Source organism: Azospira oryzae (genome assembly GCF_004217225.1).
GTDB classification, from domain to species: Bacteria; Pseudomonadota; Gammaproteobacteria; order Burkholderiales; family Rhodocyclaceae; genus Azospira; species Azospira oryzae.
The window spans coordinates 566,022-581,274 of sequence record NZ_SHKM01000001.1; the positions used below are offsets into that span (position 1 = coordinate 566,022).

Consider the following 15,253-nt stretch of genomic DNA (forward strand, 5'->3'; position numbering starts at 1 on the left):
TCGCCGCCCTACTTGGTGCCGAAGATCTTGTCGCCCGCATCCCCCAGGCCCGGGATGATGTAGCCGTGCTCGTTGAGGTGGCTGTCGATGGCCGCCACATAGACGTCCACATCGGGGTGGGCGGCCTGCAGCTTGGCGATGCCTTCCGGCGCCGCCACCAGGCAGATGGCGCGGACGTGGGCGCAGCCCTTGCGCTTCAACATGTCGATGGTGGCGATGAGGGAGCCGCCGGTGGCCAGCATGGGGTCGATGATGAGGGCCAGGCGTTCGTCCAGGGAGCCGACGAAGCGCTCGAAATAAGGTTCCGGCATGAGGGTTTCCTCATTGCGGGCGATGCCCACCACGCTCACCTTGGCGCTGGGAATGAGGTCCAGGACCCCGTCCAGCATGCCCAAGCCGGCCCGCAGGATGGGCACCACGGTGACCTTCTTGCCCTTCAGGCGCTGCACTTCCACCGGTCCGGCCCAGCCGTCGATGGTGACGCTTTCCACTTCGAAGTCGCGACAGGTTTCGTAGGTGAGGAGGCGGGCCAGTTCGGCGGTGAGTTCGCGGAATTTCTTGGTGCTCATGTCGGCGGCGCGCATGAGACCGATTTTGTGCTGGACCAGGGGATGCTGGACTTCGATGACGGCCATGGTGATCTCGTAAAAACGGGGGCAAACCGCGCAAGGATAATCCATTGGCGTGTCCCTGGCGCGTGGCGCCGCGGAGATTCCGGACATTTCCTGCGCCGGGCGGCCGTGCCTTGGGTAGAATACGCCCTCTTTTTTTCGGTAAATCAGCGACATGGCAAGACTGGCGCTGGCCCCCATGCAGGGCCTGGCAGACGACGTGATGCGGGAGGTGCTGACGGCCATCGGCGGTTACGACTGGTGCGTCACCGAATTCATCCGCGTCACCGATGCCCTCCTGCCCGCCCGCGCCTTCCGCCGCATGGCGCCGGAACTGGACAACGCCGGCCGCACCGGCGCCGGCACGCCGGTGGCGATCCAGCTGCTCGGTTCCGACCCCGTCTGCCTGGCCGAGAACGCCGCCCGGGCGGCAGAGTTCGGCCCCCTGGCGGTGGACCTCAACTTCGGCTGTCCGGCACCCATGGTCAATCGCCACGGCGGCGGCGCCATCCTGCTCAACGATCCGGAACTGCTGCATACCATCGTCGCCACGGTGCGCCGGGCCATGCCGCCGCAAGTGCCGCTGACAGCGAAGATGCGCCTGGGGGTGAAGGACACAGCCCGCACCCTGGACTGCGCCCTGGCCCTGGCCACGGGCGGCGCCGCCGAGTTGGTGGTGCATGCCCGGACCAAGGAGGAGGGCTACACGCCGCCGGCCCACTGGCATTGGATCGCCCGCATCGCCGAAGCGGTGGCAGTGCCGGTGGTGGCCAACGGCGAGGTGTGGAACGTGGCCGACTGGGAGGGAATCCGGGAGGTTTCGGGCTGCGCCGACGTCATGCTCGGCCGCGGCGCGGTGGCCGATCCGCTGCTGGCGCGGCGCATCAAGGGGGAGGCGATTGCCGGGGCCGAGGCCTGGGCAGTGGTGGAGCCGGCCCTGGCCGACTTCTGGCGGCGGGTCACCGCCAAACTGGAACCCCGGCATTGCCCGGGGCGCATCAAACTGTGGCTGGGTTTGCTGCGGCGGACCTGGCCCGAAGCCGAAGCCCTGTATCAGCGCATCCGCCCCGCCCGGGACTGCGCCGCGGTGGAGGCCGGCCTGGCTGCCGCCGGCATCCTGCCCGCGCCGGTGGCCTGAGGCCGAGGTCCGGCGCCGGCCATGGGCGCTCAGCCCGTGGAGCGCACCTTGGTGACGCGGCGGGGAGCCGCTTCGTCCTGCTCGACCTGGACCTCGGCCACCTTGTTGCACACCAGATGCCCGGTGAGGGTGGCGCCCTCGCTGATGGTCAGCTCGCCGTAGCGCACGTGGCCGCCCTTGACCTTGGCGGTGGGGCCGAGGAAGAGGGTTTCCCGGGCCTCGATATTGCCGCTGACGGTGCCATAGACCACCACGTGGTCGGCCAGCAGGTGGCCTTTGACGAAGGCCTGTTGGTTAACCACGATGACCGGGGTCTCGCCTTCCTTGCCGCGCAGGTCGCCGCGCACGTTGCCGTCCACCCACAGGCCGCCGCAGAAATCGACTTCGCCGTGGACCGTGGTACCGGTGGGGATGACGCCCTTCATGGCGACGTCGGGCAGACCGTTGGCGCCGAAGCGCAGGGGTTTGGAATTTTTCATGATGTACGTCCCATCCTTGTCTGTTGGCTCAAACGAACCCCGCTGGGTTCGAGAAGATCTACCGTGACGTTGCGCGGCGTGAAGCCGTCCGGTAGGGGGATGACACCTGCAGTTCTGAGGAAACGGCTGACTTCCACTTTCAACTTCGGGTCCGGGGCATCGCCGGCGGCGGGATAGCGCCAGGTCGCCGGTTTGCCCTCTTGTTCTCCAGCCACTGCGAATTGCAGGGTGCCGTTGAATTTGCGGCCGCTATTGGCCAGGGTCAGGCGGTAACGCAGCTGGCCCGGCAGTGCCGGGTCCTGGGCCACGCTAAAGGCCTTCAGTTCCAGTCCGTCCTGTTCGGCCGGGGAGGCATCCGGCGCTGCCGGGGGCAGGGGTGCGGGAGCTGCCGCCACGGCGGGCTCCGGCGGTGCCGGCACGGCCATGGCCACCGGGACCGGCTCCGCTGCCGGAGGCAGGGGGAAATGCTGACCGGCGCGGAAGGCCAGGGCCAAGGCCAGCAGTACGCCGCCGGCCATGGCCAGCTTCTGCAGCACGCGGTGCCACAGGGGTTTGGGGACTTCGATCCGGACGGTGGGGGTCGGCAGCATCGGTCGCGAACGGTCGTAAAAGTTTTATCAGTCAGTTAACCGCGGCCCGGATGGCTTGGCGGTTCAGCAGGGTGCGGCTTCCTGGCTGGGCACGAATTTCGGCTTGGCTGAGAAGACTTTGGGGGGCGGATTGTTTCCCAATTGACCCCATGCTTCAAGCTGTTTCTCAAGATATCGGCAGCATAGCCATGAAATTAAATGTTTTTTTCAAAAAAAACTACCTAGGGTGATTCCTAGGGGGAGAGGACGGCCGCTGCCGGCGGTGTTTTTTGCCCCAATGTTCCTGCTTTCAAGCGGCCCGGGCTTGGGTATGATGGGCGCCCGCAAACCCTTGCGGCGCGTTCCCCGGGCCCGGCTGCGGCCCTTCTGATCCGAGTCATGTCATGGTCTGTCAGTCCTGCGGCGCCTGCTGCGCCGCCTACCGCGTCGATTTCCATCCGGCCGAGCTGGAGGGCGGGAATTTCGCCTGGGAGGGCGGCATTCCCCTGGCCCTGACGGTGCCCGTGACGCCCCATCTGGTGCGCATGGCCGGCACAGATGCCAGCCCGCCCCGCTGCGTCGCCCTCAGCGGCGAGGTGGGGGTGGCCGTCTCCTGCAGCCGTTATGCCCAGCGTCCCTCGCCCTGCCGCGAATTCAATCCCCTGGCAGAACTGGGCATCACCGACGAGGCCTGCGCCCGGGCCCGGCAGAAGCACGGTTTGCCGCCCCTGGCGGACCCTGCCTGAGACCCTTGCCGCGGCGCTGGCGGGCCGCTCCCGATTGACCCCCCGCCGGCCCCGGTGCTAATGTTGGCGCCATTGATAAAGGCAAACCCGTACGAAAGGCGGGGGCGCAAAGTCACCGGTCTACCGGGCGTCGGCAAGGGCGCTCCAAGACGGCGGGACTGCCATAAGCAACGTGCCATCCCGGGCCGGTTGCGAGGAGACTTCGGCGCAAGCCACGTGTATTCCCTCTAACCATTGAGTTTGGGAGGTTGGTCATGTTTGCTGAAGTTCCGGAGCTTTCCCCGGGGGCGTCCGCTCCCCTTGCCATGGCAGCCAGCATCGAGCTGGAGACCGTCAACGGCATCCTCAGTACCGTCACCATTCCGCCGTGCCCCAGCGTGGTCCTTTCCCTGATGGAGGAGGCGCGCCAGGATGACGTGGATTTCCAGCGCATCAACCGTCTCATCAGCGGCGACGTCAGCCTGGCGGCGTCCATGATGAAGACCGCCAATTCCCCCTTCTTCGCCCTGCGCTCCAAGGTGCAGTCGGTGCAGCAGGCGGTGGCCGTGCTGGGCCTGAAGAACATTCTCAAGGTGGTCACCGGCCTGGAGCTGCAGCGCAGCCTGGGCAAGGGCGGCGGGGTCAGCATGGAGCGCTTCTGGGAACGCTCCAACCTGCACGCCGCCATCTGCGGCTGCCTGGCCCGGCGCCTGCCCGGCACCTCGGTGGAGGATGCCTACACCTTCGGCCTCTTCCACGACTGCGGCATTCCCATCCTCATGCAGCGTTTCCCCGATTACAAGGAAACCCTCATGGCCGCCAACCATTCCAGCCTGCCGGTGCCCGAGGTGGAGTTCGAGCGCCATGCCACCAGCCATGTCATGGTGGGCGCCATGCTGGCCCACAATTGGCAGCTGCCGGAGAAGATCGTCCGCGCCATCCGCGGCCACCACGACCTGACCCTGCTGGAGGACGAGTGGGAGCCGGCCGAGGTGCGCACCCTGATCGCCCTGTCCCTGCTGGCCGAGCACCTGGCCGCCCGCTACCTGGGCGTGGCGGAGGAGTCCGAGTGGCAGCTGTGGGGCGAGCAGGCTTTTGCCTACCTGGGTTTCGACGACGGCGAACTGGAAGAGCTGTACCCGGAACTGCTGGAGGAACTGGGCGACGTCATCGCCGCCCGGGGCTAGGTTTTCAGTCCAGGGTGCGGCGGAAGGTGCGCAGGCCGATACCCAGCACCACGGCGATGAAGGCCAGGATCGGCCAGACGCTGCTCCACACCATGTCGATGCCGTTGCCCTTGAGCAGGATGCCCCGCACCAGCACTAGGAAATGGGTGAGGGGCAGGACATTGCCCACCACCTGGGCCCACTCCGGCATGCCGCGGAAGGGGAACATGAAGCCTGAGAGCAGCATGGAGGGCAGGAAGAAAAAGAAGGTCATCTGCATGGCCTGCAACTGGTTGCGGGCGATGGAGCTGAAGGTGATGCCCAGGGTCAGGTTGGCGCAGATGAAGAGCAGTACCACGGCGTAGAGCAGCAACAGGTTGCCGTGCATGGGCACGTCGAAAATGAAGCGGGCGGCGAGCAGGATCAGGGTCACCTGGATCAGGCCGATGAGGATGTAGGGCACGATCTTGCCGGTCATCACCTCCACCGGGGTGGCCGGTGTCGCCAGCAGGTTCTCGAAGGTGCCCCGTTCCCGCTCCCGGGTCATGGCCAGGCCGGTCATCAGCACCATGGTCATGGTCAGGATCACCCCCAGGAGGCCCGGCACCACGTTGTAGGAGGTGAGCCCTTCCGGGTTGTAGCGGCGGTGCACCCGCAGGTCCAGGGGCGGCGTCGCGGTCTTTTCCAGCCCCGGCAGGTCGGGGGCGAAAACTTCCAGTCCCAGTCTGTTGAGCACCGAAATGGCGCCGCCGGCGGCCATGGGATCGGTGGCGTCCGCCTCCACCAGCAGGGTCGGCGCCTTGCCCCGCACCAGGTCCCGGTGGAAGCCGGGTGTGAAGGTGACGACGAACTGCACCTGGCTGCGGTCCAGCAGGGCGTTGGCCTCTTTTTCGTCCACGCCGCCGACGATCTTGAAGTAGTCGCTGTTCTGCATCGCCGCCACATAGGAGCGGGCGAAGGGGCCCGGGTCGGCCATGACGATGGCGGTGGGCAGGTGCTTGGGGTCGGAGTTGATGGCGAAGCCGAACAGCAGCAGCTGGATGATGGGAATGCCGACGATCATGCCGAAGGTGAGCCGGTCCCGCTTCAGCTGGATGAACTCCTTGAGCAGGATGCCGAACCAGCGGGAAAAGGAGAAGGTGAAGGAGAAGGCTTGGGAGAAATTCTGCAGACGCTGTTTCATGGCATTACCCCTGGAACGGATCCGGACTGCCCTGCATGAGGTGGATGAAGGCATCCTCCAGAGATGCAGGAACGACGGCCATCTCCAGGGGCTTGCCCTGGAGGAAGGCTTCCAGACTGGCTTGCAGCCGGGCCTCGTCGCGGCCGCTGACGTGGAGCACGTTGCCGAAGCTGGCCACCAGATCCACCCCGGGCAAGCCGCGCAGCGCCTCCCCCAGGCCGTGCAGGCTGGCGCCGCTGATTTCCCGGGTGTGCAGGCCCTGGGCCGCCACCACCTGCTCCGCCGTGCCCGAGGCCAGCAGGGTGCCGTAGGCGATGTAGGCGAGACGGTGGCAGCGCTCGGCCTCGTCCATGTAATGGGTGGATACGAGCACCGTGATGCCGGCGGCGGAGAGGCGGTGGATTTCCTCCCAGAAGTCGCGCCGGGCCTTGGGATCCACCCCGGCGGTGGGCTCGTCCAGGAGCAAGAGCCGGGGCCGGTGCAGCAGGCAGGAGGCCAGGGCCAGGCGCTGCTTCCAGCCGCCGGAAAGGGTGCCGGCCAGCTGGCTGCGGCGGCCGGCCAGGCCCAGTTCCTCCAGGGCCCGGTCCACCGCCTCCCGGCGCCGCTCCATGCCGAACATGCGGGCGACGAAATCCAGGTTCTCGCCGATGGTGAGGTCGTCCCACAGGGAGAACTTCTGGGTCATGTAGCCCACCTGGCGCTTGATGGCGGCGCTCTCCCGCAACACGTCCAGACCCAGGCAGGTGCCCTGGCCGCTGTCCGGCGTCAGCAGGCCGCACAGCATGCGGATGGAGGTGGTCTTGCCGCTGCCGTTGGGGCCGAGGAAGCCGAAGATTTCCCCCCGCCGCACCTGCAGCGCCAGGTCCTTCACCACGTGCTTGTCGCCGAAGTGCTTGTTGATGCCGGTGACGTCGATGACCAGCGGGGAGTCGTTCATCCCGGCTTCCATCTCAGCGCTCCAGCAGGCGCACATCCACCGGCAGGCCGGGACGCAGGCTGGCGGCCTGCTCCGGGGCCGGCGCCGCCTCGATGCGGAACACCAGCTTTTCCCGGCTGCCCCGGCTGTAGATCACCGGCGGCGTGTATTCGGCCTGGGGCGCGATGAAGTCGATGCTGGCGCGGATGGGCTGGGCGCAGCCGTCGCAGGCCGCTTCCACCGCCTGTCCCGGCTTGAGCCCGGCCAGGGCCGTTTCCGGCACGTAGAAGCGCAGCTTGCGGCGGTTGTCCGGCAGCAGGCTGGCCACGGCGGCGCCGGCGGGCACCCATTCGCCGGGACGGTAGTAGGTCTCCGTCACCTCGCCGGCGGCAGGCGCGCTGACGGCCTTCCGCTCCACCACCCAGCGCTTCTGGGCCGCCAGGGCGGCGGCGGCCTGGAGGTCGGCCTCGGCGCCTTTGACCTCGGCCTGGCGGCCCAGGGTGCTGCGGTAGGTGGCCAGCTGCTGGCGGGCCGCCTCCTCCTGGGCCAGGGCCTGGTCGAAGGCGCTCTGGGCTTCGTCCAGTTTGGCCTGGGCGACGAAGTTCTGCCGCGCCAGGGCCTGCTGCTGGTCGAGGCGGGTGCGGGCCAGGCGGCGGCCGGCTTCGGCCGCCCGCAGATTGGCTTCCAGCCCGGCGATCTCCGGCGCCCGGCGCGGTTCCTTGAGGTTTTCCGCCTTTTCCCGGGCGGCGGCGATGCGGGCCTCGGCCTCGGCCAGGGCCTGGGCATCCGGGTCCGCCGCCACGGCGAAAAGGGCCTGGCCCTCGCTCACCCGGCTGCCCCGGGGCGTCTCCAGGGACTTCAGGTAGCCGGCCTGGGGCGCTGCCAGGTAGAGGTATTCGCCTTCCACGTAACCCGGGTAGACGGGGGCGGCATCGCGGCCGCAGGCAGCCAGCAGGGGCAGGGCGGCGGCGAGCAGCAGGGGCAGGGTGGCGGTTTTCATGGTGCGGGACTCCCCGGGGCGGTGGGATGGGGCAGGAGGGCCAGAAGCTGGCGCAGGCCCACGGCCAGCTCCGCTTCGGATTGGGGGCTCTGGCGGCCCAGGTTCATCACCGCCAGGCCGACGATGGCGGCGTGGAAGACCAGCACCTGGGGCGCCTCCGGCGCGTAGCCCAGGTGGCTCAGCAATTGGGCGATGGATTGGCGCACGTGGTCCACCAGGCGGCTCACCGCTTCCCGCAGGGACGGTTCCTGATCGGCGGCGGCCACCAGGCCCAGCAGCATGCGCACCCGGGGCAGGAAGCGCATGGCGGCGGCCAGGGCCTGGGCCGGGTCGGCCTCCGGGCTGCCCAGCTGGCGTGTCAGGGCGTCATTCACCGACTGTTCGGCGATGGCCAGCAGCAGTTCGTTGCGGGTGGGGAAGTAATAGGTGAGATGGCTCTGGCTGACCCCGGCCGCCTTGGCGATGCGGGGCTGGGTGAGGGCCGCCAGGCCCTGTTCGTGGAGCAGGGTGACGCCGGCGGCGAGGAGCCGTTGCTTGACGCTCATGGTCGGTGGATGCCGTGGGTGAATACTGTTTGGTAACTCTACCAAGATTTGGTGGGCTTACCAAAAATATTTCGCCCGGGCCGGTGGTGGCTGCCGGTTGAGTCTGGGACAATGCGGCCCTTGGCTTTAGCGGCCGTCATTTTCTGAAGGATTTTTCATGGCCATCGTTTTTCCCGTGCGCGGCGAATACATCCAGCTCGATCAACTGCTCAAGGCGGCCAGCCTGGTGTCTTCCGGCGGCGAGGCCCACATCATGGTGGAAGAGGGCCAGGTGAAGGTGGACGGCAAGGTGGAAACGCGCAAGCGGGCCAAGCTGCGCCCCGGGCAGAAGGTGCAGTTCGGCGGCGAGACCATCCAGCTGGTGGCCGAGGAGGCCTAAGCGCCCAGGCGGCAGTGGCCGGGCGGGACTGCTCCCGCGTTGGCTGAGTGCGGCGACACACAAGACAAAGGGCCGGCAACTTGCGTTGCCGGCCCTTTGTCTTGCGGCCTGCCGGATTGGCAGTTGATCCGTCGCCCGCGCTAGAGGTCGGGGGCGCTGATGCCCAGGGCTTCTTCGGCCCAGGCCAGGGCCAGCTGGCTGGTGTTGCCGAGGCCCGCCGGATCGATGCCCAGTTCGCCGGCGATGTCCGCCGCCTGGGCGCTGCGGCCGTGCTCCACGGCCAGGGCCAGCTGCAGGAAGCGGGCGTAGGGCCCCTCGCTGCGCAACAGGACGGCCGTCACCTCGTCCGCCAGATTGATCAGCTGCAGCACCTTGGTCAGGGGCATGGCCAGCAGCACGTCGAAGAGGGAGAGCAGGCCCACCAGGAACAGCTCGTCGCAATCCTTCTTGGCCAGCACGCCGTCGGCCACGGTTTCGAGGAAGCGGGCCCGGGTCATGGCCACTTCCAGCAGGGCTTCGTCCCGGTCCCGGGGCGTGCCGACGCGGAACATGGCGACGGTGAGCCAGCGGTACAGGCGCTGCCGGCCCAGGACCATGATGGCCTGTTCCAGGCTGGCCACCGGCGCCGACAGGCCGGCTGCCGGGGAGTTGGCCAGGGCCAGCACCTTGAGGGCGATGCCCGGGTCCTTCTTGGCCACGGCCCCCAGGTCCGCCAGGTCGGCCTCGGCCCGGATCAGGTTGAGCATTTCCATGAGCACGACCCGGGAGTTGTCCAGCTTGCCTTCGGGTTCCTCGCAATCGGCCAGCACGGTGAACGGGCCGAGGCAGTAGTCGAAGCCCCAGGCCGCGCACATGCGGCGTTCCGGCCAGCCGGGCACGCCGTCGGCGGCCAGCTCCAGCTGGGGCGCAGCCGCCTTCAGGCCCCGGGCCAGGCGCTGGAAATCGGTGAGGTCGTAGTCGTCCAGGCGGAGCAGGGCCAGGTCGGCCAGGGCCAGCAGGGGCGCGTGTTCCGGCAGCAGGGTGAGGCCGCGCAGGGCGAGGCGGCAGCCATCCGCCCTGGCCTGCTGCAACAGGGGCAGCCAGGCTTCCACGTCCGAACCTTCCACATCCAGCAGCAAGGTGCTGCGGGCGGCCCGCAGGGGCAGGTGGCCGCCAGCGGCCAGGGCGGCGCGGGAGATCGGCACCAGGGCCAGGCGGCGGGTGGCGAAGGCGGGCAGGTCGATCTCTGCCAGGGCGGCGAGGAAAGCGCTTTCCGCCGGCGCGTCGGCCTGGGGGGACGTTTGTCCGGCGGCGCTGCCGGCGGTGGAAAAGCGGTAGCCGCAGAGACGGTTGCGGCTGTCGATGATTTCTTCACGCCGCAGCATGGCTTCGGCGGCGGCGCGTTGCCGTTGTTGGGCCGCCACGGCCGGATCGACGACGGGCGTCGTCACCAGGGCGGAAAGGGGCAGGGGCTGGAGCGGGGTGTCGTCCTGGCCGGTGAGACGGCCGATGAGTTTGCCAAAAACCATGGGTCGGGGATTTTATTGTGGGTTGTTGTAACCCGTTATTTTACGTCCCTCGCCGGGGTGAAAAGCTGTCAAAAGTTGGCAGTCGGGGCGGTAAATCTTATCCCCGATTCACCGGAGCAAGTCTGTGGATAGGCCGGGGATAAGCGCGCCAGCCCCCTGATTCATCGCTGTTTTTGCTCTCCGCCTAAAAAAACGGCAATCGGGGCAAAACCGGGGGATGGGCCGCAGATCGAGCATTGGCGCGGGGTTCCGCCGGTGGATAAAACGCCTTTATCCACCTTTTAGGGGAACAAGCCTGTGGAAAAGCAGTGGGCAAATCACCTAAGTGCGTCACCCGCCAGGGTTTTTGGCCTCCGCCTAAAAAACAGGCGGAGGCCTTGTTATCCGGCTTGCCGCCTAGCTCAGCAACTGGCGCAGCACGTAGGGCAGGATGCCGCCGTGGCGGAAGTATTCCACCTCGATGGGGGTGTCGATGCGACACAGCAGGGGCACTTGCTCCACCCGTCCGTCGCTGCGGGTGATGCGCAGCATCAGGTCCTGCTGGGCTTGCAGGGGACCGTCGGCGCCGGGCAGGTCGAAGCGCTCGCTGCCGTCCAGGCCCAGGCTGGCGGCGCTGGTGCCGGCCTTGAATTGCAGGGGCAGCACCCCCAGGCCCACCAGGTTGGCCCGGTGGATGCGCTCGAAGCTGCGGGCCACCACGGCCCGCACACCGAGGAGCCGGGTGCCCTTGGCGGCCCAGTCCCGGGAGGAGCCGGTGCCGTATTCCTCGCCGGCGAAGACCAGGGTGGGGATGCCCCGCTGCAGGTAGGCGCTGGCTGCCTCGAACACCGTCACCTGCTGCCCGTCGAGCAGGGTGTAGCCGCCTTCCACCGGGCTGCCGTCTGCCTTGGGCGGCAGCATCAGGTTCTTCACCCGCACGTTGGCGAAGGTGCCGCGCACCATGACCTCGTGGTGGCCGCGGCGGGAGCCGTAGGAATTGAAGTCCAGGGACTTCACGCCCTGGGCGGTGAGCCACTGGCCCGCCGGGGTGGCCGCCTTGAAGGAACCGGCGGGGGAAATGTGGTCGGTGGTGACCGAGTCTCCCAGTACCAGCAGGGCCCGGGCACCGTTGATGGGCGCCAGGGGCGGTGGCTCGACAGTGAAGCCGTCGAAGAAGGGCGGCCTGGCGATGTAGGTGGAGGGTGGCCAGTCGTAGATTTGTCCCTCCGGCGCCGGCACCGCGTTCCACAGGTCATGGTCCCGGGTGAAGTCGGCGTAGAGGCGGCGGTAGGTGGCCGGGTCCTGGGCGAAGGGCAGCACGGCGGCGATTTCTTCCGAGCTGGGCCAGATTTCCCGCAGGTACACCGGCTGGCCGTCGCGGCCCGTGCCCAGGGGCGTGGTGGTGAGATCCACATTGACCCGGCCGGCGATGGCGAAGGCCACCACCAGGGGCGGTGAGGCCAGGTAGTTGGCGCGGATGGCGGGATGGATGCGGGCCTCGAAATTGCGGTTGCCGGAGAGCACGGCGGCCACCACCAGGTCCCGCTCGGCGATGGCCTGGTTGAATTCGGGCGCCAGGTCCCCCGCATTGCCGATGCAGGTGGTGCAGCCGTAGCCGGCCAGGGCGAAGCCCAGTCGGGCCAGGGGCGCCAGCAGGCCGGCCTTTTCCAGATAGTCGGTGACCACCCGGGAACCGGGGGCGAGGGATGTCTTGATGTGGGGCTGCACCGAGAGACCTTTGTCCACCGCCTTTTTCGCCAGCAGGCCGGCGGCGATCAGCACCGCCGGATTGGAGGTGTTGGTGCAGGAGGTGATGGCGGCGATGAGCACGTCGCCGTGGCCCAGGTCCACGCCCGCCCGGGCCGTGGGCTGGCGCTGCGGCAGTTGTTCGGCCGGCTTGCCGAAGCCGTTGGCGCTGGTGGGCTGGCTGAACAGGGTGTCGAAACTGCGGCCCATGTCGGACAGATCGATGCGGTCCTGGGGCCGCTTGGGGCCGGCCAGGGAGGGCACGATGGTGGCCAGGTCCAGGCTCAGCTGGGTGCTGTAGTCGATGTCGCCGGCCCGGGGGGCGCCGAACAGGCCCTGGGCGCGGAAGTAGGCCTCGAAGGCTTCCACCTCGGCCTCGTTGCGGCCGGTCTGGCGCAGGTAGTCCACGGTCTTCTCGTCCACCGGGAAAAAGCCCATGGTGGCACCGTACTCGGGCGCCATGTTGGCGATGGTGGCCCGGTCGGTGAGGGACAGGCTGGCGGTGCCGGGGCCGAAGAATTCGACGAACTTGCCCACCACCTTTTCCCGGCGCAGCAGTTCGGTGACGGTGAGCACCAGGTCGGTGGCGGTGACGCCCTCGTTGAGGCGGCCGCGCAGTTCCACGCCGACCACGTCGGGAGTGAGGAAATACACCGGCTGGCCGAGCATGGCCGCCTCCGCCTCGATACCGCCGACGCCCCAGCCGACGACGCCGACGCCGTTGATCATGGTGGTGTGGGAGTCGGTGCCCACCAAGGTGTCCGGGAACAGCAGTTCGCCCTGGCGGCGCACGCCGCGGAACAGGTATTCCAGGTTCACCTGGTGCACGATGCCGATGCCCGGCGGCACCACCTTGAAGGTGTCGAAGGCCTGCATGCCCCATTTCATGAACTGGTAGCGCTCGGCGTTGCGCTGGAACTCCAGCTCCATGTTGCGGCGCAGGGCCGTGGGGGTGCCGTACTCGTCCACCTGTACCGAGTGGTCCACCACCAGGTCCACCGGCACCAGGGGCTCGATGCGCTTGGGGTCCGTGCCCTGGGCCGCCGCCGCATCGCGCATGGCGGCCAGATCGCAGAGCAGGGGCACGCCGGTGAAGTCCTGCAGCACCACCCGGGCGACGACGAAGGGAATCTCCTCGGTGCGTTCCGCCCGGGGCTGCCAGTTGGCCAGCTGACGCACGTGCCGGGGCGTCACCCGGCGGCCGTCGCAGTGGCGCAGCAGCGCTTCGAGGACGATGCGCAGGGACACCGGCAGGCGGGACACGGGGCCGATGCCGGCGGCCTCCAGGGCGGGCAGGGAGTGGAAAAGGCCGATGGGCCCCCGGGCGGTGGCCAGGGGCTGCAGGGTGGAAAAGGAATCGGTGGTCATGACGGCTCCGGAAAAGGGGAGGGACATGGGTACTGAGTCCGCCGCCGGCCGAACGTTCCGGAAATGTGGCTGCGCATGTCACGGCCACCCCGGGCGGGCGTGGCGTGTCTGTCGGCCGCTGCCGTGCCTGAAGGCCGGCGCCGGCGCCGGAGCAAAACGCCGGGCAACAAAAAGGGCAGCCAGCGGGCCGCCCTGGTATGAGAGGCGTCAGTCCTCAGCCGGCGCGGCCGATGGCGGCGGCGAGGCGCTCGGTCTGCACCATGGCGCTGATGCCGATCAGCAGGTGGGCGGCCTGGACCACCCAGTGGTAGTCGCCGGGCAGCAGGGTGGTCTGGAACACGCCCAGGGCCAGCACCACGACGCCCCAGGTGGCACCAAGAATGGCCAGGGCCGGGGCGGCCTTGAGACCGAGCAGGGACAGCAGCCACAGGGACAGCACCAGCAGGGCGCCGGTGCCCATGTGGGCGTGGAGCAGGGCGCCGCCCTGGCCGAGCCAGAGCAGGATGCCGAGAATGAGGGCGGCGGTGCCGGCCAGGCGGGCCGTGACGATGGCGATGCGGGTAAGGGTTTGCTGCATGTTGCGTTCTCCTTTGATGTTTATGGTTTGTTGTGGCGCCGTCCCCGGCCGGGGACGGAGACGCGGCCTTTTCGCCTTTGCCGGCGTTACGGGCCGTGCTGATTCTATGCTGCAATGCCGGAAATGCCGAAGCCCTTTCACACTGCGCCCGGCACCTCGGCTGCAAGCCGCGCCCCTGGCCGATCCCGGCGATGGCATGCTGAAGATAAAGGACTGGTGACGCTTTCAGGGCAGGTGCCATGAAAAACGGGAATGGATCGCTCCATTCCCGTTGTCGTGGGGGCGGGCCGGAAGTTAGGGGCGGGCCGGCAGGGGGGCGAACTCCACCGGCACCCAGGCGTAGCTGCCCTTGCCTTCGGCGCGGACGTGGCCGAGGCCGGGGAAGGGCAGGTGCATGCCGCCCACCAGGACCTTGCTGGCGGCGGCTTCCTTCATGATGGCCTTGCGCGTGGCGATGGCCTGCTTCTGGTCCACGTCGAACTCGATGGAGACGCCGGGCTTGGCGAACTGCACGGCGTGGGCATGGACCAGGTCGCCCCAGATGAGCAGCTTCTGGCCTTTGGACTCCACGGCGAAGGCGGTGTGGCCGGGGGTGTGGCCGTTGGCCTTGACCGCCCGGATGCCCGGCACCAGCTCGCTGCCGGCGGCGAAGGTAGCCCATTGGCCCTTGGCCAGATAGGGTGCGGCGCTGTCCCGGGACAGCTTGAAGAAGGGCTGCATGCCTTCCGGCGCGGCGGCGGCCACTTTTTCCGAGAGCCAGAAATCATTGTCTTCCTGGGCCGCCAGGATGCGGGCCTTGGGGAAGATGGGCTGGCCGCCGGCATCGTTGAGGCCGCCCATGTGGTCGGCGTGGAGGTGGGTCAGCACCACCGTGTCCACCTGCTCCAGGCTGTAGCCGGCCGCCTTGAGGTTGGCGGCGATGTTGCCGAGGGAGGGGCCGAACAGCTTGGCGGCGCCCGTATCCACCAGCACCAGGTTCTTGCCGGTGTTGATCAGGTAGGCGTTCACCGCCGTCTGCATCTTCGGGTTGCCGACGAACATGCGGGCCAGCAGGGCGTTCAGGTCCTGGGGCCGGGCGTTCTTCAGCAGCTTGGTCTCCAGCTCGATGGCGCCGTCGTAGAGGGCGGTCACCTCGAAGTCGCCCAGCTGGGTGCGGTAGTAGCCGGGCACCTGGGTCTGCACCTGGGGCGCTTCGGCCCGGGCCAGGGGCGCGAGGAAAAGGAGGGCGGCGGAAAGGGCGAGCAGTGAGCGGCGCAGTTGCATGGGGAAATCTCCTGTTATGGGTTTGGGATGATGGGAGAAGGAGGGGAGTGTAGCCTATGACGCGGGGCTCGCCGCAAGGACTGTTTCCCCGCCTTTTTATC

The 15,253-nt window shown here is 68.2% G+C and carries 15 protein-coding genes and 1 riboswitch; of the genes, 4 read left to right on the forward strand and 11 right to left on the reverse strand.

Translation table 11 applies throughout. The features are described from left to right. Positions 1-8: 8 nt before the first annotated feature. On the reverse strand, positions 9-635 hold the full coding sequence (gene upp, locus EV678_RS02565) for a uracil phosphoribosyltransferase (RefSeq protein ID WP_014237388.1): 627 nt from the start codon (positions 633-635) through the stop codon (positions 9-11). A gap of 151 nt (positions 636-786) precedes the next feature. Between upp and EV678_RS02570 the strand changes: the two genes are divergently transcribed. Then, positions 787-1,749, forward strand: coding sequence for a tRNA dihydrouridine synthase (locus tag EV678_RS02570; protein ID WP_130458408.1), 963 nt, complete (start codon positions 787-789; stop codon positions 1,747-1,749). A 29-nt stretch (positions 1,750-1,778) separates the two neighbouring features. On the opposite strand, the gene EV678_RS02575 is transcribed toward EV678_RS02570, so the two are convergent. Next, the gene (locus tag EV678_RS02575; protein ID WP_130458409.1) at positions 1,779-2,228 is read right to left on the reverse strand and encodes a bactofilin family protein; all 450 of its coding nucleotides are present in this window, start codon (positions 2,226-2,228) and stop codon (positions 1,779-1,781) included. Next, on the reverse strand, positions 2,225-2,818 hold the full coding sequence (locus tag EV678_RS02580) for a DUF6776 family protein (protein ID WP_014237391.1): 594 nt from the start codon (positions 2,816-2,818) through the stop codon (positions 2,225-2,227). Before EV678_RS02580 ends, EV678_RS02575 begins: the two co-directional genes overlap by 4 nt. A gap of 383 nt (positions 2,819-3,201) precedes the next feature. On the opposite strand from EV678_RS02580, the gene EV678_RS02585 reads away from it, so the two are divergent. Together EV678_RS02585 and EV678_RS02590 are read left to right on the forward strand one after the other, a co-directional pair. Continuing rightward, on the forward strand, positions 3,202-3,543 hold the full coding sequence (locus EV678_RS02585) for a YkgJ family cysteine cluster protein (protein WP_130458410.1): 342 nt from the start codon (positions 3,202-3,204) through the stop codon (positions 3,541-3,543). A 70-nt stretch (positions 3,544-3,613) separates the two neighbouring features. After that, a riboswitch (cyclic di-GMP riboswitch) is annotated at positions 3,614-3,709 on the forward strand. Positions 3,710-3,797: 88 nt separating this feature from the next. Next, on the forward strand, positions 3,798-4,709 hold the full coding sequence (locus tag EV678_RS02590) for an HDOD domain-containing protein (protein WP_130458411.1): 912 nt from the start codon (positions 3,798-3,800) through the stop codon (positions 4,707-4,709). A gap of 4 nt (positions 4,710-4,713) precedes the next feature. Here the strand turns inward: EV678_RS02590 and EV678_RS02595 are convergent, their stop codons facing one another. From EV678_RS02595 to EV678_RS02610, 4 genes are read right to left on the reverse strand one after another with little or no spacing between them, the layout of a single operon-like run. Further along, entirely contained in the window at positions 4,714-5,871 is a 1,158-nt protein-coding gene (locus tag EV678_RS02595) for an ABC transporter permease (RefSeq protein WP_130458412.1), read from the reverse strand. Positions 5,872-5,875: 4 nt separating this feature from the next. Then, complete coding sequence (locus EV678_RS02600; RefSeq protein WP_165397440.1) at positions 5,876-6,808, reverse strand: ABC transporter ATP-binding protein; 933 nt, start codon at positions 6,806-6,808, stop codon at positions 5,876-5,878. Positions 6,809-6,821: 13 nt separating this feature from the next. Next, the gene (locus tag EV678_RS02605) at positions 6,822-7,787 is read right to left on the reverse strand and encodes an HlyD family secretion protein (RefSeq protein WP_130458414.1); all 966 of its coding nucleotides are present in this window, start codon (positions 7,785-7,787) and stop codon (positions 6,822-6,824) included. Then, entirely contained in the window at positions 7,784-8,332 is a 549-nt protein-coding gene (locus EV678_RS02610) for a TetR/AcrR family transcriptional regulator (protein ID WP_130458415.1), read from the reverse strand. The genes EV678_RS02605 and EV678_RS02610 overlap by 4 nt, the downstream gene beginning before the upstream one ends. 157 nt (positions 8,333-8,489) lie before the next feature. Between EV678_RS02610 and EV678_RS02615 the strand changes: the two genes are divergently transcribed. After that, positions 8,490-8,711, forward strand: a complete 222-nt coding sequence (locus EV678_RS02615) for an RNA-binding S4 domain-containing protein (protein WP_130458416.1) — start codon at positions 8,490-8,492, stop codon at positions 8,709-8,711. Between the two features lie 140 nt (positions 8,712-8,851). On the opposite strand, the gene EV678_RS02620 is transcribed toward EV678_RS02615, so the two are convergent. The 4 genes from EV678_RS02620 to EV678_RS02635 form a co-directional block, all read right to left on the reverse strand. Next, entirely contained in the window at positions 8,852-10,219 is a 1,368-nt protein-coding gene (locus tag EV678_RS02620; protein WP_130458417.1) for an EAL and HDOD domain-containing protein, read from the reverse strand. 396 nt (positions 10,220-10,615) lie between these two features. Further along, complete coding sequence (acnA, locus tag EV678_RS02625) at positions 10,616-13,312, reverse strand: aconitate hydratase AcnA (protein ID WP_130458418.1); 2,697 nt, start codon at positions 13,310-13,312, stop codon at positions 10,616-10,618. 214 nt (positions 13,313-13,526) lie between these two features. Next, positions 13,527-13,889 carry a hypothetical protein gene (locus EV678_RS02630; protein WP_130458419.1) on the reverse strand — a complete coding sequence of 121 codons (363 nt, stop codon included), beginning with the start codon at positions 13,887-13,889 and terminating at the stop codon, positions 13,527-13,529. Between the two features lie 294 nt (positions 13,890-14,183). After that, positions 14,184-15,152 carry an MBL fold metallo-hydrolase gene (locus tag EV678_RS02635; RefSeq protein ID WP_130458420.1) on the reverse strand — a complete coding sequence of 323 codons (969 nt, stop codon included), beginning with the start codon at positions 15,150-15,152 and terminating at the stop codon, positions 14,184-14,186. Positions 15,153-15,253 lie beyond the last annotated feature (101 nt).

Coding starts and splice junctions, on each gene's coding strand:
- EV678_RS02620 (WP_130458417.1), bottom strand. CDS start 10,219: ATGGTTTTTGGCAAACTCATCGGCCGTCTCACCGGCCAGGACGACACC.
- EV678_RS02610 (WP_130458415.1), bottom strand. CDS start 8,332: ATGAGCGTCAAGCAACGGCTCCTCGCCGCCGGCGTCACCCTGCTCCAC.
- EV678_RS02615 (WP_130458416.1), top strand. CDS start 8,490: ATGGCCATCGTTTTTCCCGTGCGCGGCGAATACATCCAGCTCGATCAA.
- EV678_RS02570 (WP_130458408.1), top strand. CDS start 787: ATGGCAAGACTGGCGCTGGCCCCCATGCAGGGCCTGGCAGACGACGTG.
- EV678_RS02630 (WP_130458419.1), bottom strand. CDS start 13,889: ATGCAGCAAACCCTTACCCGCATCGCCATCGTCACGGCCCGCCTGGCC.
- EV678_RS02585 (WP_130458410.1), top strand. CDS start 3,202: ATGGTCTGTCAGTCCTGCGGCGCCTGCTGCGCCGCCTACCGCGTCGAT.
- EV678_RS02590 (WP_130458411.1), top strand. CDS start 3,798: ATGTTTGCTGAAGTTCCGGAGCTTTCCCCGGGGGCGTCCGCTCCCCTT.
- EV678_RS02600 (WP_165397440.1), bottom strand. CDS start 6,808: ATGAACGACTCCCCGCTGGTCATCGACGTCACCGGCATCAACAAGCAC.
- upp (WP_014237388.1), bottom strand. CDS start 635: ATGGCCGTCATCGAAGTCCAGCATCCCCTGGTCCAGCACAAAATCGGT.
- EV678_RS02595 (WP_130458412.1), bottom strand. CDS start 5,871: ATGAAACAGCGTCTGCAGAATTTCTCCCAAGCCTTCTCCTTCACCTTC.
- EV678_RS02605 (WP_130458414.1), bottom strand. CDS start 7,787: ATGAAAACCGCCACCCTGCCCCTGCTGCTCGCCGCCGCCCTGCCCCTG.
- EV678_RS02635 (WP_130458420.1), bottom strand. CDS start 15,152: ATGCAACTGCGCCGCTCACTGCTCGCCCTTTCCGCCGCCCTCCTTTTC.
- EV678_RS02580 (WP_014237391.1), bottom strand. CDS start 2,818: ATGCTGCCGACCCCCACCGTCCGGATCGAAGTCCCCAAACCCCTGTGG.
- acnA (WP_130458418.1), bottom strand. CDS start 13,312: ATGACCACCGATTCCTTTTCCACCCTGCAGCCCCTGGCCACCGCCCGG.
- EV678_RS02575 (WP_130458409.1), bottom strand. CDS start 2,228: ATGAAAAATTCCAAACCCCTGCGCTTCGGCGCCAACGGTCTGCCCGAC.